Raw genomic sequence first — 23,778 nt, forward strand, 5'->3', positions numbered from 1 at the left:
CCCGCGTTCATCACCCCGCCGGACCGGAACCGGTCCACGGAGAGGACACGAGGATGCGCATGGCGGTCACCGACGCGGTGGACACGTCGAGGGAGCCGGAGCGGGCGCGGGCGTCCGGTCGCAGGCCACGGGTGGCGGGCGTGGACGTCGCCCGGGGACTGGCGATCCTGGGCGTGTTCATCGCGCACATGGGGGTGCCGTTGACGGCGTTCCTGGCGCCGGCGGCGGACGGCACGGATCCGGCCGCCTACGTCGACTACGCGACGGAGGGGTTCGGCGGGATCGTCGTCTCGTGGGTCGGCACGGCGGTCAGCGGCCGCTCGGCCGCGCTGTTCTCCTTCCTCGCGGGGCTCTCCCTGGTCCTGGTCGCCGGTCGGACCCGTCCCGGGAGGCGGGAGGACCGCAACCGTGTCCGGGTGAAGGTGGCGGTCCGCGCGATCCTGCTCATCGCCCTCGGGTACGCGCTGGCGACGCTCGGCTCGCTCGCGGTGATCCTGCACTTCTACGGGCTCTTCTTCCTCCTGGCGATCCCGCTGCTGTGGCTGCGGATCCGTCACCTGCTGGTGGTCGGCGCGGCGGTCCTGCTGATCGGTCCGCAGGTGGCCCTGTACCCCTACGTGTCGGAGTACCTCCCGTGGAACGAGGGCGGCTACTCCTCGGGCACGGCGACCGAGTGGGAGGTCGCGTCGGACGCCGAGTGGGACTCCATGGGCGAGGAGAAGTGGGACGACCCCGCGTGGGTCGCGGAACAGGAGGCGACGTGGGAGGAGGAGCCCGCCGGCATGCCGCTGTTCGATGTCAGTCTCCTGGAGACGCCCCTCGACCTGCTGGTCCTCGGGATCTACCCGGCCGTCGTGTTCATGGCCTACGTGATCGCCGGGATGGTGGTCGGCCGTCTCGATCTGCGGGCGCTCCGGACACGGCTGTGGCTCCTCGGGGGCGGCGTCGCCACGGCGGTCGCCGGGTACGGAACCTCCTGGCTCCTCGTCCACCCGTTCTCGGGTGTCCTGCCCGGGGGCGACTACCTGTACTCGGAGCTGTTCGCCTCCTACTCGCACAGCAACACGACGCTGGAGGTCGTCGGGAACACCGGCGTGGCAGTGGCGGTGCTCGGTCTGTGTCTCCTGGTCGCCGACCGCGCCCGGGTGCTCGTGTACCCCCTGGCCGCGGCGGGCGCGATGACGCTCACGCTCTACACCGCCCACGGGATCGGGCTGTGGGCGCTGTTCCACGTGCCGTCCGAGGCGGAGTGGGCCGAGTTCCTGGCGACCTACACCGTGGAGATCTTCTTCCTCGTCGCGCTCGTGGGTGCGCCCCTGTGGCGGCGCTTCCTCGGCGCCGGACCGATGGAACGCCCGCTGACCTGGACCGCGAACACCGTGTCCCGACGGCTGATCCGCACCCGGGCGGCGGCGTCGCACGGTGTCGGCAATCCGTCCGGGCCTGACGGTGGGCCCGGGGGCGACGCGCCGTCGGGGGACCGCTGAGCGCCGGACGACCCCGTCCGGGAACGGCCGCCCGCCCCGTGACGGGGCGGGCGGCCGTCAGGGGCGGTCCGGGAGGCTACTCGCCCTTCCACACGGGGGCGCGCTTCTCGGCGAAGGCCGCCGCGCCCTCCATCGCGTCCTGGCTGACGAACACGGGGCCCACCAGCTCGTTCTGCCTGTCCCACATCTCCTCGGCGGACCAGTCGTCGGAGGCCTGCACGACCTCCTTGGAGACCTTCAGGGCGAGCGGCCCGTTCGGCGTGATGCGGGCGGCCAGATCGCGGGCGCCCGCCAGCGCTCCGCCCCTGGTCGTGACCTTGTTGACCAGACCGAACTCGGCCAGGCGCACGGCATCGACGAAGTCGCCGGTCAGGGCCATCTCCATCGCGATGTTGCGCGGGATCCGGCGGTGCAGGCGGAGCAGGCCGCCCGCGCCCGCGACGAGGCCGCGCTTGACCTCGGGGATGCCGAACCGGGCGTCCTCGGCGGCGACCACCAGGTCGCAGGCGAGCACCGCCTCGAAGCCGCCCGCCAGGGCGAACCCCTCCACGGCCGCGATGAGGGGCTTCTTGGGACCGCGCTCGGCGAAGCCGCCGAACCCGCGCCCCTCGACGAGTGGAACCTCGCCCCTCATGAACGCCTTGAGGTCCATCCCGGCGCAGAAGGTGCCGCCCGCGCCGGTGATGATGCCGACGCTCAGGTCCTTGCGCGCGTCCAGGTCGTCGAGCGCCTCGGCGATCCGGTTGGCCACGGCCGCGTTGACCGCGTTCTTGGCCTCGGGCCGGTTGATGGTGATGACGGCGATGCCGTCCTCGGTGGAATAGAGCACCTCGTCGGACACGGGAACCCCCCTACTTCGGCGGCATGCGCAGGGCGCCGTCGATGCGGACGACCTCGCCGTTGACGTAGCTGATCTCCAGGAGGGCCCGGGCGAGCCTCCCGAACTCGGCGGCGGTGCCCAGGCGCTTCGGGAAGGGCACGGGCGCGGCGAGGCGCTCCTTGAACTCCTCGGCGCCCTCACCGTCCCCGTAGATGGGGGTCTCCAGGATGCCCGGGGCGATCGTGTTGACCGTGATCCCGACGGCCGCGAGGTCGCGGGCGGCGGGCAGGGTCATGCCGATGACGCCGCCCTTGGACGACGAGTAGGCGATCTGGCCGATCTGGCCCTCGATGCCCGCCAGGGACGCGGTGTTGACGATGGAGCCGCGCTCACCGTCCTCGTTGACCGGCTCGGTCCGGCCGATCGCGGCGGCCGACAGGCGCAGCACGTTGAACGTGCCGATGAGGTTGACCTGGATGACCTTCTGGTAGCTGTCCAGGTCGTGCGGCGTGCCGTGCCGGTCCACGGTGCGGTTCGCCCAGGCGATCCCGGCGCAGGAGACGGCGGCGCGGAAGGGCTTCCCGGTGTCGACGGCGGCCTGCACGGCGGCCTTGACCTGGTCCTCCTGGGAGACGTCGGTCCTGACGAAGACACCGCCGATCTCCTTGGCGATGGCCTCGCCGCGCTCGGCGTTGAGGTCGGCGATGACGACGGTCGCACCGGCGCTCGCGAGTTCCTTGGCGGTGGCCTCGCCGAGGCCGCTGGCGCCGCCCGAGACGAGGGCGGAGATTCCGTTCAGATCCATGGGGCGCACTCTACAGACGATGTGACCCACGCACTAGAACCAGGTTCGGTTATTCGCCGGGTCGGACTCCGCGGGGCACGCCGGGACCGGACCACGGCGGTGTCGGCCGAGCCAGGCGCGGGTGAGACGAGGGACGCCGGGGCCTACGGGACATACCTGAGGACCGCACGGCCCGAGGGGGCCGTTTCTGCGTACCGTGCCCGAAGGGGACGACGCCGCCGACCCCGGCGCCTGACATTGCGTCGACGTCGCGCATTCTCCGTTTTCAGCGGTTTTCCACAATGCCACCAGATTTGTCACCATTCCAGCTCAGGACATATCCACCCAAGAATACGGCCGACCTCCCCGCCCGCTGGCGGAACCGGGAATCAGGGCATAGCCTGGAGCATCCGAATTCGAACACAGGTCGAGAGGACAGACCCTGTGCCCGAAATCCCCGCTCCCCCGGGACGACCCTTCACCGTCGACGATGCGGCCAGGTCGGTGATCGCCCGGATCGCCCCGAATGAGACCGCCTTCTACCCGCGTGTGCGCGACGAGTATTTCGCGCGCGGAAGGGCCGGCCGCACCGAGGACAATCCTCTGGGTTTCGGCGACGTCGTCATCGGCGTCGTCACCGGAATCGTGCTCACGGTGCTGCACGACCTGGCGGTCGAATCGCTCACCGACACCGTCCGCCCCTGGTGGCGGCGGGCCTGGCGGTGGGCGGCGGGCCTGCCGCGGTTCGGGCGCCGCCCCGGGATCGAACCCGGCACCGCCCTGCGCGCGCTGACGCCGGGGGAGGCGCCCGCCGTCCTCGCGTCGGTCCACGAGCACGCGCTCAGCGCCGGTCTGCCGCCGGAACAGGCCGAGCGGTTGGCTCAGGCGATCGTCGCCGAGCTCCTCTCCCGGGACCGACCCGACGGCGGCGACGGTGCGGGCACCCCTTCCTGACGGGACGGACACCGCTCCGGGCACCCCCCGACGCCACGACCCGTTCCTGCTGCCCAGCGCGACCAGCATCCGGTTCTTCCTGATCATCCTGGTCGCCGGGGCGGGCGCCATGTACGTCGCGTTCTGGTTCACGCCGGTCCCGCCCCTCCTCGGCGCGGACAGCGTGGGCACCGCCGCCCGGGAGGCCTGTGCCGACGGGGCCCGCGCCGACGCCGCCCGCCTCGCCGACCACGCCCTCCTCGACGCGTTCGCCGAGTGCGTCGCGGCCTCGGACCGTCGGGTCCTGCTGTGGATGGTCGCTCCCGGTCCCGCGTGGGCGTGCCTGACGATCGTCGTCCACGCTCTGTACCCGGTCTTCCTCCAGTGGCGGCTGCGCCCGGTCCGGCTCCCCGAGGACGACGGGGCGCGCGCGGCCCGCCGGGAGGTGGACGCCGCCCTGGACGGTGCCGGCGGGCGGGTCTCGCTGCTCGCCACCCCGGGAACCGCGGGCGGGGCGCGGGTGTTCGGGGCGTTCGGGCGGTACCGCGTCGCCGTCGACACGTCCCTGCTCGTCCCGCGCGGGGACGGCGCGCTCGACGCACGGGCCGTGGCGGTGATCCGACACGAGGCGGCCCACCTGCGCAACCGGGACGTCGACATCACGTACCTGGCGATGTCCGCGTGGTGGGCGTTCGTCCTCCTCGTCTCCGGCCCGCTGGCGCTCTACGTGTACGCCGCCGTGTACGCCCTCCTGGTCCTCGGCGATCCGTTCCTCCTCGTCCACAGCGCGCTGCCCGCGTCGCTCCTCACGGCCGCCGTCCTCGTCCTGCTGCGGACGGCCCGGGCCAGGGTCCTGCGCACCCGCGAGCACTACGCCGACGTGCGGGCGGCGGAGGCCGACCGGGTCGGGGCCGTTCTGCGCCAACTCCTGGCACGGCCGCGGCGACCGCGGCGTGGCTCCCGGCCGCGGCGGTGGTGGCGGGCGCGACACGGGTACCACCCCTCCCACCGCTCCAGGTTGGACGTGCTCGACGAACCCCGGCGCCTCAGCGCCGTCAGCCGAGTGGACCTGGCCATCGCGGGCATGGCACTGGGCGCCGCCCACCTGCATCTGAGCACCGCCGGCGGACTGGGCCGGGCCCATGGACCGAGTGGGACCCTCGACACGGCCGCGCTCGTGGCCGTGCCCGTGGGCGCGCTCGTCACGGCGATCGTGTGGAACGCGGTCCACGCGTACCCGGAGGGCGCCCACCGATGGCGGACGGCGGCCACGGCCCTGTCCACGGGAATCCTCCTCGGTCTGCTCCCGCCCTTCCAGCCCGGAACCTGGTGGCCCGCGCTCCTCGTCGCCGCCCCCGTGTCGGCCGCGGTGTCGGTCCTCGTGCTGTGGGGGGCGTGTCTGCTGTTCCTGCGGTGGGCGGCCCTGTGCGCGGGAGCGTGGCTGCCCGACGCCGGACGCGGGCGAGCGGTGTGCTTCGTGGGCATGGCCTGCGGCGCGGCCGTGTTCGGCTGCGGGTTCGGGACATGGATCCACGTGCACGGGGTGCTCGGGGCCGAGGCCGGCGGAGGGTGGGTCGGCCTGCTGGGCGCCCCGGTCACCGCGTTCTCGGCGGACTGGCGGTTCGCCGCGGCCGTCGCCTGCGCGACGGTGTTCGCGTTCAGCGGTCTGGTCCTCGGATCACGCGTGAACGCGATCGCCCGGCGCCCCCTCACGCCCGTCGTGGCCGGGTGCGCCCTGGCGGGCGTGTACGCGGCCCTGCTCCTGGCCGCGGCTGCCGTGAGCCCCTCCGCCGGAGACCTCACCCTGGTCTCCGTCCTGTTCACGGTCCTGCTGGCCGCCGTGGTCGTGAGCGTCGCCCTGGGCGCGTGGTCCGGGGGGCACGGCCTCCGGGGCGCGGGGCCCTGCGTCGCCGCCGTCGCCGTGCTCACCCTGGCGTCGTGGGAGCCCCTCGTCTTCGCCGCGGTGATCCACGGAATCCCGTGCGTGGCGACCGAGGCGCCCCCGACCTGCCCGGCGGCGACGGCCCGGGGTGTCGCCGCCGGGTACGCCGAGCCGATCATCGTCCGGCTGGGACTGCCGGTCCTCCTGCTCCTGTGCGGTGCCGGAGCGGCCACGGGCTCGCGGTTGCGCTCGGCGACCGGAACGCCCGGACGGCCGCCCCTCGTCCCGGCGCCGAGGACGAGGCGGCACACAGTGGGCGTGTGGGCGGCGGCCGCGGCCGCCGTGGTCGTGGCCGGTTCGATCGTCGTCTCGCACGTCCAGGACGACGCGCCGCGCGTCGAGGCCGAAGCCCGCCCGTCCCTGCGCGCCCGGGTGGAACCCGCGGCGCTGGGCCGGGAGGAGACCTGCGCGGAGACCTCGACCGCCGTGGACCTGCGGGTGGACGATTCCCCGTCGGGCCTGATCACCGACGGCGTCGAGGCCGGGGTCGTCGCCCTGGCATCGAGTCGCGATCCCGTGCTGGCCGCCTTCGGCCGGGCCGCGCTGGACGAGTCCGGCACCCCCAGCGCCAGGCTCTTCGGCGCGGCGCGCTCCTACTGCGCGGCCGACTGACCGTGGGTCGGCCGAGCGAGGGCGGAACGGGGAGCGGGGCGGATCCGCCGCTCTCACTCCCTGCGGGCGCCCTCCGGCCAGAGGACGTCGACCGGGACCCCCCGCCTCCGGGCGGCCGCGACGGCGTCGCCCGTACCGCCCCTGCCGCCCGCCGGCCGACCGTCCCAGACCGCGCACAGCCGGTCGACGCCGCCCAGCACCACCGCGTTGGCGGCGGCGTAGGCCTCCTCGCCGGCGCTGCGGAACGGCATGTACCTGACCGACGCCGACCGCATGAGCAGGCCGTCGAACCGCTCCAGGTCGTCCGGCCCGACCTTGGCCTCCCGGTAGTCCACCGAGGGCAGGACCACCTCCAGCCGACCGCCCGCGTCGAGCACGACCTCCGCGAAGAGCTGGTCGGCCCCGCGCGCCAGGCACGACACCCCCGTCAGCTCACCGTTCACGTACGGGGCGACCGCCCCCGCCAGGGCGGCTCGGACGAGCGGCACGCTGGCCGGGGCGAGGTTCGAGTGCCCGGTGATACCGATGCGGGTCATGGCTTCTCCTCGCGCTACCAGGGCCACCAGGGGACGGGGTCCTCCTCCGTGGGCTCGTCCGTGGGATCCGGCTCGGGCTCCGGTTCGGGCTCCGGTTCGGGTTCGGGCTCCGGTTCGGGCTCCGGTTCCGGCTCCTCCTCGGACGGCTCGGACGGACGTTCGGACGGGGACTCCTCCGGGGACGCCGACGGCGACGGTTCCTCCTCGGTCTCCTCGTCCGTCTCATCGTCCGAGGGCGAGGCCGAGGCGGTGGGCGCGGGGCCGGAGGTGGAGGCGGGGTCGTCCGGGTCGGCGGGGTCGTCTGAGGGCAGCTCCTGGGCCTGCCCCATGCGCTGGCGATCATCCTCGCCGGGCTCGCCGGGACGCTGGGACACCAGGACGAAGACGAGGACTCCCGACATGACGAGGACGCCCATGGAACAGGCGATCGCGGCCTGGAGGAGACGTTGGCGGCGACGTTCGAGGCGGCGGGCCTCACTGCGCCGGAGGCCCGTCGGATGAGATGTGCGGGTCATCGCGTGCGGTGGCTCTCTTGGGGACGGGGGGAGGGCTCGGCCCCGCGGGGCGCGGAGCCCACGAAAGTCCGAGCTACCTTACATAAGCGTGGTGTGAGCTCGCACGTTACCCGGAAGGAACCCGCGCCGCGCGCGGAAACCCGAAAAGGGCGCCGCACACGATCGCGTGCGGCGCCCCACCGAGGCGTCCGGCCCCTCGGCCGCCCTCTGTGACTGACCGACGTGACGCCCCGGCGCCCTGGTCAGGAGGCGAGCTCCTGGGTGACCCTCTTGAGCATGAACTCCGAGGACTCGCGCGCCCTCTCCTCCCACGCGAACACGCACACCGTGGCCACACCGTCGAAGTCCAGGTCCCGCAGTGTGCCGAAGAACTCGTCCCAGTCCACCTCACCCTGGCCGATGTCCAGGTGCTGGTGGATCCGGGCGGGCGTGCCCGGCGGGTTGAGGATGTACCGCAGCCCGGACGAGCCCTTGTGGTCGAACGAGTCGGCGATGTGCACGTGCTGGAGCTTGTCCCCCGCGTACTCCATCATCCGGCGGATGTCCGCGCCCGGCTCCTGTCCCGACAGGTGGAACGTGTGCGGCGCGCAGTACAGGTAGTTCACCCAGGGCCGGTTGATCGCCCGGACCAGGTCCACCGCCGGTGTGTTCTCCTCGCAGAAGTCGTCCGGGTGCGCCTCCAGGTTGAGGGCGATCCCCTCGCGCTCGAAGACCGGCAGCAGCTCCTCCATCGACCGCCAGAACGCTCCCTCGCTCTCGGCCGCCCTCTCCGGGCGGCCGTTGAACTCGGAGTTCATCAGGTTCACGTCGAGTTCGACGGCGACCTCGATCATCCGCCTCCAGTAGCGGACGGCGTCCTGGCGCTCCTGCTCGACGGGGCTGGACCACTTGTACAGCGGCAGGATCGAGGAGAGCTTCACTCCGGTCTCCCGCAGCGCGCTCCTCAGCTCCGCCACACGGGCGTCGTCGGCCCGGGGGTGGAGGAAGAACGGCATGAACTCCGCCCGGGGCGACAGCTCGATGTACTCGTACCCGAGGTCCGCCACGGTCCGCACCATCTCGGCCACCGGGAGACCTCGGAACATGTACGGGTCAAGGGCAATCTTCATATCTCCTGCCTCCCTCTCAGGCGTAGAACGCCGGACGTTCCTTGATTCCGGTCTCGACGACCCCGCCGCCGTGCAGCGACCGCACCAGCGCGTCGGTGACGACCGCCGCCGCGTAGCCGTCCCAGGCGTTCGGCCCGGTGGTCGGGGTACCGGCCGCCACCTCGTCCACCCACGCCTGGAACTCGGCGTCGAAGGCGGCGGCGAACCGCTTCACCCAGTCCTGGAGGACGGGCGTGCTCTGGCGGGCGGCCGAGCGCACGACCGCGCCAGGAGGCTCCGGAAGCCGGACCGTGCCCTCCTCCCCCACGACCTCGCAGCCGATCTCGTAGCCGTACTGGCAGTTGACGAACACCTCCAGGTCCACCCGGGCTCCGCTGGCCATCTCGAAGAGGAGCATCTGCGGGTCGCGCAGGTGCTCGAACCTCTTCGTGGTCGAGCGCGGGACGATCACCTGGACGGAGGAGATCTCGTCGTCCAGCAGCCACCGCATCACGTCCACCTCGTGGACGGCGGTGTCCTGGGAGGCCATCTCGGAGTGGTAGGCCTCGGGCACGGTGGGGTTGCGGTGCACGCAGTGCGCGAGGAGCGGTGTGCCGATCGCGCCCGCCGTGATGGCCTCCTTCATCTCCCGGTACCCGGTGTCGAAGCGGCGCATGAACCCGACCTGCACCAGGCGGGAACCGTGCGCGGCCTCGGCGTCGAGGATGCGCTGGGCGTCCTCGGCGGTGGTGGCCAGCGGCTTCTCGCAGAAGACCGGCTTGCCCTCGGCGACGGCCTCCAGGACCGACTCGGCGTGCGCCGGTCCCCAGGAGGTGACCACGACCGCGTCGACCTCCGGGTCCGTGACCACGTCCGTACCCGTGGCCAGCACCCGCGCGCCGGTGCCCTCGACCGCCCTGGCGGCGCGGTCGGCGTCGATGTCGGTCGCCGCCACGACCTCGGCACCGCCCACCGAGGCGGTGATCCTGCGGATGTGCTCGGCGCCGATCCAGCCGGTGCCGATCACTCCTACCTTGACGGTCATCGTCTCTTACCTTCCTTGACTGTTGCGCGGGTGTCGCCACCCGTCCGTTCCGGTCGGAGTCCCCGGCCGACCGGGGCCGAAGCCCGGGCCGACCAGAGGCCGCGGCCGGCCGGAGTCACAGCTGCTGGACGTCCGGGCCCTCGCCCGCCGCGTCGTGCAGCGGATCGACCTGCGGAGATCCACCCCGTTCCAGCTCGTGCTGGAGCGCGTCCAACTCGGCGCCGCCCGCCATGTGGTGGGTGAGATCGTCGAGAGTGAGCTCGGAACGGGGCCGGTCGAGCTCGGTCTCGCCGAGCTTGATCACCACGAAGTGGTCGCCGACCATGTACGCGTGGTGCGGGTTGTGCGTGATGAAGATGACGCCGAGCCCGGCCTCACGGGCCGCGCTGACGTATTTCAGGACCACGCCCGACTGCTTGACGCCGAGCGCCGCGGTCGGCTCGTCCAGGATCAGCACGCGGGCGCCGAAGTACACCGCCCGCGCGATGGCCACGACCTGGCGCTGACCACCCGACAGGTTGCCGACGGGCGCGTCGATGTCGGGCAGGTCGATGCCCATCTTCCTCAGTTCCTCGTCCGCGATGCGGCGCATCCGGGCGACGTCGAGCATCCGGAAGGGGCCGAAGCCCCTGCGCAGCTCGGAACCGAGGAAGAAGTTGCGCCACACCGGCATCAGGGAGACCATCGCCAGGTCCTGGTAGACGGTGGCGATGCCCCGGTCGAGGGCCTGCCGCGGCGACGCGAAGTTCACCGGTTCGCCATCGACCAGATAGTCGCCCGTCGTCGGCTTGTACAGCCCGGCGATGATCTTGATCAGTGTGGACTTGCCCGCGCCGTTGTCGCCGAGGATGCAGGTGACCTCGCCGGCGTCGACCTTCAGGCTGATCCCGGTCAGCGCCCTGATGTTGCCGAAGGCCTTGCCGACGTCGCGCAGTTCGAGCAGCGGCGCGTTCTCCGGCGAGGCGCCCTCGGCCCCCCTCGACCTGGTGCCCGCTTCAGTCATGGTGCTCACCTCGGTCACCTCTTGTTCGCTTGCGTACGGACCCAGCCGTTGACCACGACCGCGAGCAGGAGCATCGCCCCCACGAAGAAGAACACCCAGTTGTTGTCCCATCCGGCGAGCACGATGCCCTGGCGGGTCATGCCGTAGATGAACGCGCCGATCGCGGCGCCGATCACCGTGCCGTAGCCGCCGGTCAGCAGGCACCCGCCGACCACGGCCGCCATGATGTACAGCAGCTCGTTGCCCACGCCCTCAGCGGACTGCACCGTGTTGAACATGAACAGCAGGTGCATGCCCGAGAACCAGGCCATGAACCCGACCGTCATGAACAGGCCGATCTTGACCTTGGCGACCGGCACGCCGACGGCCCGGGCGCTCTCGGCGTTGCCGCCGACCGCGTAGATCCAGTTGCCCACCTTGGTGCGCATGAGCACCCACGTGGCCAGGCCGGCGAACACCATCCACCACAGGACGGTCACCCGGACCTCGACCCCGGCGACGTTGAAGCTGGAGGCGAAGATCGCCCGGGCCTGCTCGAAGCCGTCCATCGTCGAGATGTTGCGCGTGGAGACGGTGCCGATGACCAGCTTGGTGATGCCGATGTTGAGTCCCTGGAGCATGAGGAACATCGACAGTGTCACCAGGAAGCTGGGCAGTTTGGTGCGGACCAGCAGCCACCCGTTGAGGAACCCGATGGCGAGCGACACCGCCAGGGCGAACAGGATTCCGATCCAGACGTTCAGCGAGAAATACCACGCGAACATCGACGCGGCCAGTCCGGAGCTGATCACCGCGACCCCGGCGGAGAGGTCGAACTCGCCGCCGATCATCAGCAGCGCCACGCCCACGGCCATGATGCCGATCGTGGAGCTGGCGTAGAGGATGTTGGTGAACGCCCCGGCCGAGCGGAACGGCTCGGCGATGGTGAAGAAGACGGTGAACACGATCACCGCGCCGACCAAGGAGCCGACCTCGGGCCGGGTCATGAAGCGCCGAAGCGTGGATCTGCTGCTCACCCGCAGGGTCTTCTCCGAGCCGTTGCCCGGGGACGAGCCCTTGGCCGTGAGGACGTGGCTCATTATCGGGTGCCTCCCTCGGAGTACTCGGCGACCGCGTCGGCGTTGGTCTCGTCGATGAACGCCGGGCCGGTCAGGACGGGCTCGGTCCCGCCGCCGGACACGTTGCCGTTGGTGTTGTACAGCCACAGGCCGTCCACGGACAGGTAGCCCTGCAGGTAGGGCTGCTGGTCGACCGCCCAGTCGACGATGCCGCCCTGGATGGCGCCGACCAGTTCGCCGTTGGTGTCGAAGGTGGCGACCCTCGCGTCGCTGCCCGCGTCGTCGACCGCGTCGACCGCGGTCATGGCGATCGGCGCGCCCAGGGTGACCACGTAGTCGAAGTCCTCGTCCGCCTGGAGGGTCGAGGCGATGCTGGTCCGCACCTCCGGCATGTTCGCGCTGTCCACGTACACGACCTCGGACTCGCCCTCGAAGGCCTCGCCCAGGGAGGCGCACCGGGTCTCCAGGGCCACGTGGCCCTGCTCCTGGATGACGCACATGACCTTCTCCGCGCCGACGTCGTTCAACCGCTCGCCGAACGCGGTGCCGGCCAGGTGCTCGTCCGTGCCGAAGTACTCCAGCACGCCCATGTCCTGCCACTCCTCGATACCCGCGTTGAACGCGACCACCGGGATGCCCGCGTCCACCGCGTCGGAGATGGCGCCCTCCAGGGCGTCGGGCTTGGCGAGGGTGACGGCGATGCCGTCCACGCCGCGCTCGATGGCGCTCTGGATGAGGTTGGCCTGCTCCCGGGCCTCCGGCGCGGAGGAGTACTCCAGCTCGATCCCGCTCTTGGCCGCCGCGTCCTCGGCGCCCGCGCGGATGATGTCCCAGAAGGTGTCGCCCGGGACCTCGTGGGTGATCATCGCGATGGTCATGTCGGGCGTCTCGACGTCGCCGCCGGCTCCGCCGCTCTCCTCCCGGCCTCCCTCGGAACTGCACGCCGTGCCGACGAGCAGCAGGCTCGCGGCCCCTGCGATCAGGGCGGTGTACGTGGTGCTGCGCTTCATGCTTCGACCTCGTTTTCGGTCTGGGGGATTCACTCAACCTGTGGTGGTCGCAGGGGCCGATGCGACTTGTGGGGAGTCCGTCGGAGACGGCGGGCTCAGCGTCTGGAGCGGGTGTCAGGCCTTCTGGTAGCGCGCCCCCAATCCGCAGCTGTTGAGGTACTCGCGGGTCCGGACCGCGATGGGCAGCGGGACGTCCGGCTCGCAGGGGTACAGGTCCTGCTCGACGATCACGAAGAGCCGGGCGTCGACCTCCTCGAGGGCGTCGATGACGGCCTTGGGCGCGGGCTCCCCGGACGGGGGCTCCACGCACACGCCGAGCTTGACGGCCTCGCCGAAGCTGAGCTTCTCCTCGTGGACCCGCCGGACGATCTCCGGGTCCATCTGCTTGATGTGCACGTAGTCGACGCGCTCGGAGTACCGGCGGATCAGGTCCACGGCGTCGCCGCCGCCGTAGGCGACGTGTCCGGTGTCCAGGCACAGGGACACGTACTCGGGGTCGGTCCCGTCCAGGAACCGCTCGATCTCCGCCTGGGTCTGGATGTGGCTGTCGGCGTGCGAGTGCAGGCACAGCCGCACGTCGTAGTCGCCCAGCAGGATCCTGCCGAGCTCGTCGGCGGACCGGTGGAGGTTCCTCCACTGGCCGTCGTCGAGCGTCGGCGACTCGGAGAACTCCCCGGTCTTCTCGTCCCGGTACATGGGCGGGATGAAGACCAGGTGGTGCGCGCCGACGGCGGCGGTCAGCTCGGCGACCTTCCGGACGGTGGTGACGGTGTCGTCCCAGGCGTCAGGGTTGTGCAGGTTGCCGAAGACCGTGCCGCCGGAGACCTTCAGGCCTCGCCGTCCGACCTCGTCGGCCAGGCGCTTCGGGTCGGTGGGCAGGTACCCGTACGGACCCAGTTCGAGCCACGTGTACCCGGCCTCGACCAGCTCGTCGAGGAAGCGGTTCCACGGGGTCTGGTGCTCGTCCTCGGGGAACCACACCCCCCAGGAGTCGGGGGCGGATCCGAGGACCAGTTTCTCCGTCATGACGGTCTCATTTCGTGAAGGACGTGGCTGGCTCACACGGCCGGGGCCGGCTGGTCGGGCGCCGCGCACTCGGCGCCCGACCGGCCTCCGGGCTAGCCGTGGGTGGGGAAGTTGAAGGCGGCCTCGACCGACCGGTCGACGTGCGGCCACCTGCTGGTGACGACCTTGGCGCGGGTGTAGAACCGCACGCCCTCGGGTCCGTGGATGTGGCTGCCGCCGAAGAGCGAGTCCTTCCAACCGCCGAAGGAGTAGTGCGCCATCGGTACGGGGATCGGCACGTTGACGCCGATCATCCCGACCGTGACCTTGCGCTGGAAGCGGCGGGCGGCCTCGCCGTCGCTGGTGAAGATGGCGGTGCCGTTGCCGTACGGGTTGGCGTTGATCAGCTCGATCGCCTCGTCCAGGTCGGCGGCGCGGACGATCACCAGCAGGGGCCCGAAGACCTCCTCCTTGTACACGTCCATGTCCGCGGTGACCTTGTCGAGCAGCGACGGGCCGACGAAGAAGCCCTCCTCGTGACCCTCGACGCTCAGGTCGCGGCCGTCGACCACGACCACCGCGCCCTGCTCCTCGCCGGAGGAGACGAACCCGGCGACGCGGTCGCGCGCCTGCGCGGTGATGACCGGGCCCATGTCGTTGGCGGTGTCCTGGCCGGGACCGACCCTGACCGCCTTGGCCTTGTCGGCGAGCACCGGCACCAGCGCGTCCGCGGCGTCGCCGACGGCGACCGCGGCGGAGATCGCCATGCAGCGCTGACCCGCGGAGCCGAACGCGGCGGCGGTCAGGTGGTCGGCGGCGAACTCGAGGTCCGCGTCGGGCAGGACGACCGCGTGGTTCTTGGCGCCGCCGAGGGCCTGGACCCGCTTGCCGGAGGCGGTGCCGCGCTCGTGCACGTACCTGGCGATCGGGGTGGAGCCGACGAAGGAGACGGCCTCGACGTCCTCGTGGTCGAGGAGCGTGTCCACGGCGGTCTTGTCGCCGTGCACCACGTTGAACACGCCGTCGGGCAGCCCCGCGTCGGCGTAGAGCCGGGCGACGAAGTTGGACGCCGACGGGTCGCGCTCGCTGGGCTTGAGCACGAACGTGTTGCCGCAGGCGATCGCGACCGGGTGCATCCACAGGGGCACCATGATCGGGAAGTTGAACGGGGTGATCCCCGCGACGACGCCGAGCGGCTGGCGGAAGTCGAAGGAGTCGATCCCGGTGGAGATCTGGTCGGAGTACCCGCCCTTGAGCGCGCTGATGATGCCGCAGGCGTACTCGACGACCTCGCGCCCGCGGACGATCTCGCCCTTGGCGTCGTCGATCACCTTGCCGTGCTCCGCGGCGATGATCCGGGCGATCTCGTCCTCGTGCCTGGCCAGGAGCTCGCGCAGCGAGAACAGCACGCGCGTGCGCTTGGTCAGCGAGGACTCGCCCCAGCTCTCGAAGGCCTTGGCGGCCGAGGCGACCGCGGCGTCGACGTCGGAGGGCTCGGCGAGCAGGACGGCGGCCTGCTGCTCACCGGTGGCCGGGTTCCACACCGGCGCGGTGCGGGTCGAGGCCCCGGAGGTCGCGGCCCCGTCGATCCAGTGCTGGATGGTCTTCACGGTGGATTCCTCTGGTCCGGAAGGCGTCACAGGTAGTGGCGCTGTCCCTGCTTGTGCGAGTGGTAGGTCAGGTACGCGTCGCGGGTGCTGTCGAGGTCGGAGACCTGGCTGACCGGCACGTCCCACCAGGCGCTGCCGGGCGGGTTGGGGCCCTCCAGGTCGGTCTCGACGTGCACGACGGTGGTCGTGTCGGCGGCCTTCGCCTCGGCGAGGGCCGCGCGGAACTCCTTGATGCCGTCGGCGCGGATGACGCGGGCGCCGAGGCTGGCCGCGTTGGCCGCCAGATCGACGGGCAGGACGGACCCGTCGAGCTGGCCGGTGGACGGGTCGCGGTAGCGGTACTTCGTGCCGAACCGCTGGGAGCCGAGCGACTCGGACAGGGAGCCGATCGAGGCGAAGCCGTGGTTCTGGACCACGACGATGATCACCTTGATCCCCTCGGAGACCATGGTGACGATCTCCTGGGCCATCATCAGGTAGGACCCGTCGCCGACCAGGACGACCACCTCGCGGGAGGGGTCGGCCATCTTGACGCCCGTGCCGCTGGCCACCTCGTAGCCCATGCAGGAGTAGGCGTACTCGACGTGGTAGGCCTTCGGGTCCCTGGCCCGCCACAGCATCTGCAGGTCGCCGGGCATGCTCCCGGCGGCGTTGATGACCACGTCGCGGTCGTCGAGGACGTCGTTGAGCGCCCCCAGCACGGCCGTCTGGGCGGGCAGCGGGCCGTGCTCGACGGTGTAGCAGGCGTCGGTGATCGCGGCCCACTCGTCGGCCAGCTCCCGGGTGCGTGCCCGGTAGTCGGCCGCGACCTCCCAGCCGGCCAGTTCCCGGCGCAGCGCGTCCAGGCCCGTGCGCGCGTCGGAGACCAGCTGGGTGGCCGCGTGCTTGGCCGCGTCCAACCGGGCCACGTTCAGGTTGACGAACGTGACGTCCGGGTTCGCGAAAACCGTGTGGCTGGCGGTGGTGAAGTCGCTGTACCGGGTGCCGACGCCGATCACCACGTCGGCCTCGCGGGCGAGCGTGTTGGCGCTCTTGGCGCCCGTGGAGCCGACCCCGCCCACGGCGCGGTCGTGGTCCCACGGGAGCGCTCCCTTTCCCGCGTGGGTGTCGGCGACCGGGATGCCGGTGGCCTCGGCGAACTCACGCAGGGCCGTGCACGCCTCGGAGTAGACCACGCCGCCGCCCGCGACCAGCAGGGGCCGCTCGGCCATCCGGATCACCGAGGCCGCGCGGGCCAGGGCGTCGGCTTCGGGCACGGGTCGGCCGATGTGCCAGACGCGCCTGCGGAAGAACTCCGCCGGCCAGTCGTAGGACTCGGCCTGGACGTCCTGGGGCAGGCACAGCGTGACCGCGCCGGTCTCCACCGGGTCGGTGAGCACCCGCATGGCGGCCTGGGCCGCCGGGATCAGCTGCTCGGGACGGGTGATCCGGTCGAAGTACTTGGAGACCGGCCGGAACGCGTCGTTGACGGTGACGTCGCCGCCGCGCGTGTCCTCCAACTGCTGGAGCACCGGGTCCGGGTAGCGGGTGGCGAACATGTCGCTGGGCAGCAGCAGGACCGGGATGCGGTTGGTGGTGGCCAGCGCGGCTCCGGTGACCATGTTGGTGGAGCCGGGGCCGGTGGAGGCCGAGCAGGCGAAGGTCTGGAGCCGGTTGCGGGTCTTGGCGAACCCGACGCTGGCGTGCACCATGCCCTGCTCGTTGCGGGCCAGGTAGTAGGGCAGGTCGGCCTCGCCGGTCCGGGCGGCCTGGAGCAGCGCCTGGCCGAGACCGGCGACGTTGCCGTGCCCGAAGATGCCCCACACGCCGGGGATGAACCGCTGTTCGACGCCGTCGCGCTCGCTGTACTGCGCGGCGAGGAAGCGGACCAGGGCCTGCGCCGTGGTGAGCCGGACGGTCCGGGTCGACTGGGTCATCACGCCTCCCTCTCGGCGGTGGAGGTCAGCGGCAGGCGGCGGTCCGTCTCCTGGTCCGCCCAGGTCGCGCGCACCCATCCGTGGGCGGGGTCGTCGCAGATCTTCCACGCGCGCTCCTCACCGGGGCCCGCCATGACGTTCAGGTAGTAGAGGTCGTACCCGGGCGCGGCCATGGAGGGGCCGTGCCAGCCGTGCGGGATGAGCACGGCGTCCTCGGCGCGGATCTCCTCGAAGACGTCGATGGGACGCCCCTCCGTGCCGTAGACCCGCTGGTAGCCGATTCCGGGGCCGGTGGGCCCCTCCGAGACCTCGTAGTAGTAGATCTCCTCCAGCTCGCACTCGGTCGCGGTGACCTCGTCGTGCTTGTGCGGCGGGTAGGAGGACCAGTTGGACGAGGGGGTGAGCACCTCGCAGGCGATGAGCTTGTCGGCCTCGAAGGTCCCGGGAACGCAGAAGTTGTTCACCTGGCGGCTGGACTGCCCGGCTCCGCGCAGCTCGACCGGGACGTCCTCGGCCGCGCCGTAGCGGGCGGGCAGCCGCCGGTCGCAGCGCGCGGACGGGAGGGCGAACCGGCCGCCCCGCGTGCTGGTGATCGTGGCGCGGGCGTCGCGCGGCAGGTAGACGAAGTCGGTGACGCGGGAGAACACGCTGTTCCTCCCGGTCACGCGGAAGTCCTCGCCGTCCACGGAGACGAAGCAGCCGCCTTCGAGCGGCAGGACCAGGGTCTCGGCGTCGCCGGTGCTGATCTCCTCGCTGGCGCCGGGGGCCAGCTCCAGGACCCGCAGCCCCGAGTATCCCCACCCGGCGGACTCGGGCGTGATGACCGTGCGGAAGGGCGGCGCGGCGGTGCTCCCCGCGGGCAGGTAGTGCTTACCGTTCGTTGAAGTCACAACAACCCCACAGCGGTGTCGACGGCGGCCACGACGTCGTCGTCGGCCGGGTACAGCAGGGACCTGCCCACGGTCAGTCCGATGACGTTGGGCAGCTTCAGCGCCTCGCCCCAACGGGCGAAGGCGGCGTCGGGGTCCTCGGACAGCTCTCCGCCCAGCAACACCGTGGGCAGGGTGGAGGTGGCCATGACCCGCTCCATCTCGTCCACGACCGGGAGCTTGAGCCAGGTGCGGGCCGAGGTGTTGCCGAGCCCGGAGCCGATGGCGACGGACCGGGCGACCGCGTCCGGGGACAGGTCGTTGCGGACCACGCCCTCACTGCGGGCGGAGATGAACGGCTCGACCATCGCGACGAGGCGGGCGGCGTTGAGCTCGTTGACCGCCTTGGCGCAGCTCTCCAGGGTCGGAATGGTGCGGTCGTCGTCGTAGTCCAGGCGCAGCAGCATCTTGCCGCCCTCGAACCCCATCCGGGCGATCCCGGCGGCGTCGTAGCCGGTGAAGCGGTCGTCGATCTCCCAGGCCGCGCCCGCGAGCCCGCCGCGGTTCATCGAGCCGAACACGGACTTGCCGTCCAGGACCCCGGTCCCGTCCGGGTTCCGCAGCAGGAGCAGGTCCTCGATGATGTCGGCCGTGGCCAGCACGCCCGTGACGCCGGGGCGCGCCAGTGCCGTGCGCAGCCGGTCGAGCAGGTCGGCGCGGTCGGCCATGGCCATCGGGCGGGAGCCCGAGCGCAACGCGCCCCGGGCGGGGTGGTCGGCGGCGACGATCATCGCCTTGCCGCTCTCCCCCACGGGCGAGGTGGGCCGGGTCCGGCTGGCCGCGGCCTCGGCGATGGCGTCCGGGTGGTGCAGGCGTGTCTCGACGATCGTGCGCAGCATGTCAGCCGACATGGGCCGCCTCCTCCAGCTTCGCCTCGACCTCGGCGGAGGTGGGCATGGCGTCGGCGCAGGACAGTCGGGAGGCGACGATGGCGCCCGCGGCGTTGGCGAAGCGCATGACGCGCTCGGTGTCCCAGCCGGAGAGCAGTCCGTGGCACAGTGCGCCGCCGAAGGCGTCGCCCGCGCCGAGGCCGTTGACCACCTCGACCGGGACGGGCGGGACGCTGACCTGCCCGGAGTCGTCCACGGCGAGCACACCGGCGGGCCCCTGCTTGACGACGGCCAGGTCGAGCCCGGCCTCGCGCCCGGCCTTGGCCGCGGCCTGGGGGTCGCGGTCCCCGACGGCGGTCTCCCACTCGTCGAGGTTGCCCGCGGCGACGGTCGCGTACGGGAGCGCCTCGGCGACCCAGCGGCGGGCCTCCTCGCGCGACTCCCAGAACATCGGCCGGTAGTCCAGGTCGATGATGGTGATGCCCCGGCGCCCGCGTGCCCGGAGGGCCTCCAGGGTGGCGGTGCGGCTCGGCTCCTGGCTCAGGCCGGTGACGGTCACCCAGAACACGTCCGCCGCGGCGATCGCGTCCAGGTCGAGGTCCTCGGCCCGGATCATCAGGTCGGGCGCGATGGGGTCGCGGCCGTAGAAGTAGAGGGGGAAGTCGTCCGGCGGGAAGATCTCGCAGAACGTGACGGGGGTGGGCAGGCCGGCGACCGGCAAGACGAAGCGGTCGTCGACGTCGAAGCCGCGCAGCGCCTGGTGGACGAACCGGCCGAAGGGGTCGTCGCCGGTGCGGGTGATCACCGCGGACCGGTGCCCGTACCGCGCGGCGGCGACGGCCACGTTGGTCGGGCTGCCGCCCAGGAACTTGCCGAAGGAACGCACCTCGTCCAGTCCTACCCCGGTCTGCTCGGGGTAGACGTCGACGCCGACGCGGCCCATGGTGACGACGCCGTGCGGCCCGTCGGGGCCACGTCCTGCACTGGCCTTCACGGGGACCTCCGTAGGTTGCGGTACACCGGTGCTCGCCTTCTCTGTTCTCGTCGTTGTCGGTGGTGCCGGGGTCACGGGCGCACCTCCTCGATGCGCACCGGGCGGCCCTCGCGGCGGGACCGCTCGGCGGCCTCCGCGACCAGGAGCGCCTCCAGGGCGTCGGCGACCGTGCAGGGGCTGGTCCCTCCCTCGCGCACCGCGCTCAGGAAGGCGGTGACCTCGGCCTCGTAGGCGGAGGCGAAGCGGGACCAGAACTCGCGGAAGGGCTCCTGCCCGGGGAAGGCCGCCTTCTCCTCCGCCGAGCGCAGGGCGGTTCGGTCGTCGAGGCCGACGGCGATGGTCCCGGCCGATCCGGCCAGCTCCATCCGGACGTCGTAGCCGCCGCCGTTGTAGCGGGATCCCTGCACGGTGGCGAGGACCCCGTCGTCCATGCGCAGGACCGCGACGGCGGTGTCGACGTCCCCGGCCTCGGCGAAGTAGTCGGCGCCCCGGTTGGCCCCGTAGGCGTGGACCTCGACCACCTCGCGGCCGGTGATCCAGCGCAGGACGTCGAAGTCGTGGACGCTGCAGTCGCGGAAGAGCCCGCCCGACGTGGGGATGTAGGCGGCGGGCGGCGGCGCCGCGTCGCACGTCACGGCGTGCACGCGGTGCAGCTCGCCCAGCTCGCCGTCGCGCAGTGCCCGGCGCGCCCGGGCGTACCCGGCGTCGAAGCGCCGCATGAAACCGATGTGCACCAGAGCCCGGCGCTCGTCGACCTCGCGCAGGACCTGGACGGTCTCGCCGACGGTCGGCGCGACCGGCTTCTCGCAGAAGACCGGCACCCCCGCTCGGACCCCGGCGAGGATCAGCTCGGCGTGCGCCGAGGTGGCGGCGGTGATCACGAGCGCGTCCACCGCGCCCGGCCGGAGGAGGTTGTCCACGGTCCCCGCGACGTGCGCGCCGACCCGCCCGGCGACCTCCCGGGCGCGGGCGGGGTCGGCGTCGGCCAGGACCAGCTCCTCGACCTCCGGCCGCGCGGCGACGGCCGCCGCGTGCGACTCGCCGATCCGTCCTGCGCCCACCAGTCCGACGCGCATGCCCACCCCTCTCGGTGTCCGGATCCCGGGACGGTCGCCCCGGGGTGACTGTTCCCTGGGTCACAGCCACAGCCCCATGTTCACCCAGCCGAAACAGACCTGTCAATAGTTTGTCTAGACATAAGTACCTATAAACGTGCGGACAACTGGGCATCACTACACTGACCCTTGGAGGGGAACGCCCTTCCGATGCCCCAGCGACGAACGGACGAGCCCGTGACCCAGACCCCGCTGTCGATCCCCATCGACCGCTCCAGCCCGGTACCCCTGTACTTCCAGGTGGCGCAGGAACTGGAGCGGCGCATCATGGCGGGCGAGCTGGCCGTGGGCACGAAGCTGGAGAACGAACTCCTGCTCGCCGAACGCCTCGGACTCTCCCGGCCCACACTCCGCCGCTCCATCGAGTACCTGGTGGACCGGGGCCTGCTGGTGCGCAAGCGCGGCGTGGGCACCCAGGTGGTCATGCCCCGGGTGCGTCGGCCGCTGGAGCTGTCCAGCCTGTACGACGACCTCAGCCGCACCGGCGAGCAGCCGCGTACGGACGTCCTGCGGCTGGCCGTGGAGGCGCCGCCGGACGCGATCGCGACCGCGCTGGAGGTGGACCCGGGCACCGAGGTGTACGTCCTCGAACGACTCCGGTACGCGCGCGACGAACCGCTCGCGCTGATGCACAACTACGTGCCGACCGAACTGGTGGCGCTCGACGAGGAGCGCCTCGCCCACCAGGGGCTCTACCAGCTGCTCCGGGCGGCGGGCGTCACGATGAAGATCGCCTCGCAGAGCATCGGGGCGCGCAACGCCACGGCGGCCGAGGCGCGCGTGCTGGGCGAGTCGCGCGGCGCCCCGCTGCTCACCATGGAGCGCACCGTGTACGACGACGTCGGCCGCGTCGTCGAGGTCGGCTCGCACGTCTACCGGGCGTCCCGCTACTCCTTCGAGCTCACCCTGACCGACTGACCTCCCCGCGCATCCCCGCGGTCGTGTCGTCACCCTGCGCTACGTTCCTGTCATGAGAAGACCGGCGATACTAGAGTGGCGTCAGGAATCGACCCCGGAGGATTCGATGACCGCCGAGCCGCTCCCCGACTGGTTCACACCACCGCCCGGCGGCTGGACCGCCGATGACATGGACGATCTTCCTCCGGGCGCCCCCCGGATGGAACTCATCGACGGAGCGCTCGTTCTGCTGTCCCCCCAGACCGGATTCCACAGCAAGGTCATGCGTCGACTGGCCAATGCCCTGGAGGACGCCTCCCCCGCAGGGGTTGACGTCATGCACGAGATGACCATGAAGCTGGGCAAGTACCAGCGTCCGGAACCCGACGTGCTCGTCTACCGGTTCGAGGAGGGGGACGAAGAGCACCTCGACTGGTACAGGGCGACACACGTCCCGGCCGAGGACGTGCTCATCGCCGTGGAGATCGTCTCCGAGGAGTCGCAGGACCGGGACCGCACCACGAAGCCCCTCAAGTACGCGCAGGCGGGCATCCCGCACTTCTGGCGGATCGAGCAGGAAGACGGCGGCCCCGCGATCCACGTCTACGAACTCGACGGGGTGCGGGATCCCAGGTACGTCCCCATCACCATCGCGCGGGACCGGCTCAAGCTGGACGTTCCGTTCACCATCGACATCGACGTGAAGGCGCTGGCCAGGCGGTAGAGCCCCAGAGACCGAGACCGTTCGGCGTCGGCGGGCGCAGCGCCCGGCCGGCGCCGGACCACCGCGCCGACGCCTCGCCCCCGGCTGCACAGCACGTTCAGCCGCTCCCGCCCGCGGACTCGCGGGGCCATACGCTGATTTCCATGTAGCTATGTCTAGACAACCTATTGACATCTTGTCCAGAGAGCGTTAAACCTGAGACATCAGTGATCCGCGTCACACGGGGAGCTCACCCACGGGAATCCGGTTCGGGCGCACCTCCCATCGGCCGCGCGGAACACACACCGTTCGGACTCTCGCATCCCGCGACGGGGACACGCCCATCCCCGCGTCCGCGTCCAGGCTCCGCGTCGGTCCCTTCCCGAAGGAAAAGGCGAGATGCACACGCGCAGCACCGAGGCCACACCCACCGACCCCGCGTGTTCGGGGGACACACGCGCACGGGCTCTCTGGCGGCTCCCGGACACCCCGGTCGCCGACCGCCTCGCCCGCCGCCTCGTCACCGGGTTCGTCGCAAACCTGATCCACGTAGGGGCCCGGGACCGCGCTGACCTGCACCACCGCTCCGACCTCATCGTCAGCGCACTCGTCGCCAACGCGATCCACCACGGTCAGCCGCCCATCGACCTCGCGGTCACCTGGGCGCCGTCCGGGCTGCGGATCGACGTGCACGACCGGGGCGACGGCCCGTCCGGCGCCCCGGCCACGGGCGGGGAGGCCGCCCCCGACGCCGAGTCGGGGCGGGGCCTGTCCCTGGTCGCCCGGACCGCCGCCCACTGGGGCATCGGCCACCGCCTGCCCTACGGCACCCACGCCTGGGCGGAGGTCCTCGCCTGACCGACGCGGGCGCGGGCTCGGGCCCGCGTCGCGGGACCGAGCGGCGGAGGCGTTCGGCTGGTCGCGTCACGACGAGCACCACCCGGTC

Annotated in this window: 22 protein-coding genes; 6 read left to right on the forward strand and 16 right to left on the reverse strand. The window is 71.8% G+C overall.

Annotated elements, in window-relative coordinates; translation table 11 throughout:
- Positions 1 to 59: 59 nt before the first annotated feature.
- On the forward strand, positions 60 to 1,487 hold the full coding sequence (locus ACIBFB_RS17745) for a DUF418 domain-containing protein (RefSeq protein WP_397231348.1): 1,428 nt from the start codon (positions 60 to 62) through the stop codon (positions 1,485 to 1,487).
- A 76-nt stretch (positions 1,488 to 1,563) separates the two neighbouring features.
- Here the strand turns inward: ACIBFB_RS17745 and ACIBFB_RS17750 are convergent, their stop codons facing one another.
- Together ACIBFB_RS17750 and ACIBFB_RS17755 are read right to left on the reverse strand one after the other, a co-directional pair.
- A complete protein-coding gene (locus ACIBFB_RS17750; RefSeq protein ID WP_397231350.1) occupies positions 1,564 to 2,328 on the reverse strand; it encodes a crotonase/enoyl-CoA hydratase family protein in 765 nt (254 codons plus the stop codon).
- 10 nt (positions 2,329 to 2,338) lie between these two features.
- Entirely contained in the window at positions 2,339 to 3,112 is a 774-nt protein-coding gene (locus ACIBFB_RS17755) for an SDR family NAD(P)-dependent oxidoreductase (protein ID WP_397231352.1), read from the reverse strand.
- A gap of 423 nt (positions 3,113 to 3,535) precedes the next feature.
- On the opposite strand from ACIBFB_RS17755, the gene ACIBFB_RS17760 reads away from it, so the two are divergent.
- Both ACIBFB_RS17760 and ACIBFB_RS17765 read left to right on the forward strand, forming a co-directional pair.
- Positions 3,536 to 4,045, forward strand: coding sequence for a hypothetical protein (locus ACIBFB_RS17760; RefSeq protein ID WP_397231354.1), 510 nt, complete (start codon positions 3,536 to 3,538; stop codon positions 4,043 to 4,045).
- Positions 4,026 to 6,578, forward strand: a complete 2,553-nt coding sequence (locus tag ACIBFB_RS17765; protein WP_397231356.1) for a M48 family metalloprotease — start codon at positions 4,026 to 4,028, stop codon at positions 6,576 to 6,578. The genes ACIBFB_RS17760 and ACIBFB_RS17765 overlap by 20 nt, the downstream gene beginning before the upstream one ends.
- A gap of 53 nt (positions 6,579 to 6,631) precedes the next feature.
- On the opposite strand, the gene ACIBFB_RS17770 is transcribed toward ACIBFB_RS17765, so the two are convergent.
- From ACIBFB_RS17770 to ACIBFB_RS17835, 14 genes are all read right to left on the reverse strand, one after another.
- A complete protein-coding gene (locus tag ACIBFB_RS17770; protein WP_397231358.1) occupies positions 6,632 to 7,114 on the reverse strand; it encodes a hypothetical protein in 483 nt (160 codons plus the stop codon).
- Positions 7,115 to 7,128: 14 nt separating this feature from the next.
- Positions 7,129 to 7,629 carry a hypothetical protein gene (locus ACIBFB_RS17775; protein ID WP_397231360.1) on the reverse strand — a complete coding sequence of 167 codons (501 nt, stop codon included), beginning with the start codon at positions 7,627 to 7,629 and terminating at the stop codon, positions 7,129 to 7,131.
- Between the two features lie 242 nt (positions 7,630 to 7,871).
- A complete protein-coding gene (locus ACIBFB_RS17780; protein WP_397231362.1) occupies positions 7,872 to 8,738 on the reverse strand; it encodes a sugar phosphate isomerase/epimerase family protein in 867 nt (288 codons plus the stop codon).
- 16 nt (positions 8,739 to 8,754) lie between these two features.
- Positions 8,755 to 9,762: a Gfo/Idh/MocA family protein gene (locus ACIBFB_RS17785; protein ID WP_397231364.1), complete on the reverse strand. Its 1,008-nt coding sequence runs from the start codon at positions 9,760 to 9,762 to the stop codon at positions 8,755 to 8,757.
- 115 nt (positions 9,763 to 9,877) lie between these two features.
- Positions 9,878 to 10,765 carry an ATP-binding cassette domain-containing protein gene (locus ACIBFB_RS17790; RefSeq protein ID WP_397231366.1) on the reverse strand — a complete coding sequence of 296 codons (888 nt, stop codon included), beginning with the start codon at positions 10,763 to 10,765 and terminating at the stop codon, positions 9,878 to 9,880.
- A 14-nt stretch (positions 10,766 to 10,779) separates the two neighbouring features.
- On the reverse strand, positions 10,780 to 11,844 hold the full coding sequence (locus ACIBFB_RS17795) for an ABC transporter permease (RefSeq protein ID WP_397231369.1): 1,065 nt from the start codon (positions 11,842 to 11,844) through the stop codon (positions 10,780 to 10,782).
- Entirely contained in the window at positions 11,844 to 12,833 is a 990-nt protein-coding gene (locus ACIBFB_RS17800; protein WP_397231371.1) for a substrate-binding domain-containing protein, read from the reverse strand. Before ACIBFB_RS17800 ends, ACIBFB_RS17795 begins: the two co-directional genes overlap by 1 nt.
- A 114-nt stretch (positions 12,834 to 12,947) precedes the next feature.
- Complete coding sequence (locus ACIBFB_RS17805; protein ID WP_397231373.1) at positions 12,948 to 13,859, reverse strand: TIM barrel protein; 912 nt, start codon at positions 13,857 to 13,859, stop codon at positions 12,948 to 12,950.
- A gap of 92 nt (positions 13,860 to 13,951) precedes the next feature.
- Positions 13,952 to 15,448: a CoA-acylating methylmalonate-semialdehyde dehydrogenase gene (locus tag ACIBFB_RS17810; RefSeq protein WP_397231375.1), complete on the reverse strand. Its 1,497-nt coding sequence runs from the start codon at positions 15,446 to 15,448 to the stop codon at positions 13,952 to 13,954.
- Between the two features lie 26 nt (positions 15,449 to 15,474).
- On the reverse strand, positions 15,475 to 17,364 hold the full coding sequence (iolD, locus tag ACIBFB_RS17815; protein WP_397231377.1) for a 3D-(3,5/4)-trihydroxycyclohexane-1,2-dione acylhydrolase (decyclizing): 1,890 nt from the start codon (positions 17,362 to 17,364) through the stop codon (positions 15,475 to 15,477).
- The gene (gene iolB, locus ACIBFB_RS17820; protein WP_397231379.1) at positions 17,364 to 18,254 is read right to left on the reverse strand and encodes a 5-deoxy-glucuronate isomerase; all 891 of its coding nucleotides are present in this window, start codon (positions 18,252 to 18,254) and stop codon (positions 17,364 to 17,366) included. Before iolB ends, iolD begins: the two co-directional genes overlap by 1 nt.
- A complete protein-coding gene (locus ACIBFB_RS17825) occupies positions 18,251 to 19,144 on the reverse strand; it encodes an aldolase (protein ID WP_397231381.1) in 894 nt (297 codons plus the stop codon). Before ACIBFB_RS17825 ends, iolB begins: the two co-directional genes overlap by 4 nt.
- Positions 19,134 to 20,066, reverse strand: coding sequence for a 5-dehydro-2-deoxygluconokinase (iolC, locus tag ACIBFB_RS17830; protein ID WP_397231645.1), 933 nt, complete (start codon positions 20,064 to 20,066; stop codon positions 19,134 to 19,136). The genes ACIBFB_RS17825 and iolC overlap by 11 nt, the downstream gene beginning before the upstream one ends.
- Positions 20,067 to 20,188: 122 nt before the next feature.
- The gene (locus ACIBFB_RS17835; protein WP_397231383.1) at positions 20,189 to 21,193 is read right to left on the reverse strand and encodes a Gfo/Idh/MocA family oxidoreductase; all 1,005 of its coding nucleotides are present in this window, start codon (positions 21,191 to 21,193) and stop codon (positions 20,189 to 20,191) included.
- A 189-nt stretch (positions 21,194 to 21,382) separates the two neighbouring features.
- Here ACIBFB_RS17835 and ACIBFB_RS17840 point away from each other — a divergent pair, with 189 nt between their 5' ends.
- The 3 genes from ACIBFB_RS17840 to ACIBFB_RS17850 all read left to right on the forward strand — a co-directional run bounded on the left by ACIBFB_RS17840 (position 21,383) and on the right by ACIBFB_RS17850 (position 23,690).
- Complete coding sequence (locus ACIBFB_RS17840) at positions 21,383 to 22,150, forward strand: GntR family transcriptional regulator (protein WP_397231385.1); 768 nt, start codon at positions 21,383 to 21,385, stop codon at positions 22,148 to 22,150.
- A gap of 106 nt (positions 22,151 to 22,256) precedes the next feature.
- Positions 22,257 to 22,853, forward strand: a complete 597-nt coding sequence (locus ACIBFB_RS17845) for a Uma2 family endonuclease (protein ID WP_397231387.1) — start codon at positions 22,257 to 22,259, stop codon at positions 22,851 to 22,853.
- Between the two features lie 378 nt (positions 22,854 to 23,231).
- Entirely contained in the window at positions 23,232 to 23,690 is a 459-nt protein-coding gene (locus tag ACIBFB_RS17850; RefSeq protein ID WP_397231389.1) for an ATP-binding protein, read from the forward strand.
- Positions 23,691 to 23,778: the final 88 nt, after the last annotated feature.

Origin of the sequence: Nocardiopsis sp. NPDC050513 (genome assembly GCF_044457925.1) — a bacterium.
Lineage (GTDB): Bacteria > Actinomycetota > Actinomycetes > Streptosporangiales > Streptosporangiaceae > Nocardiopsis.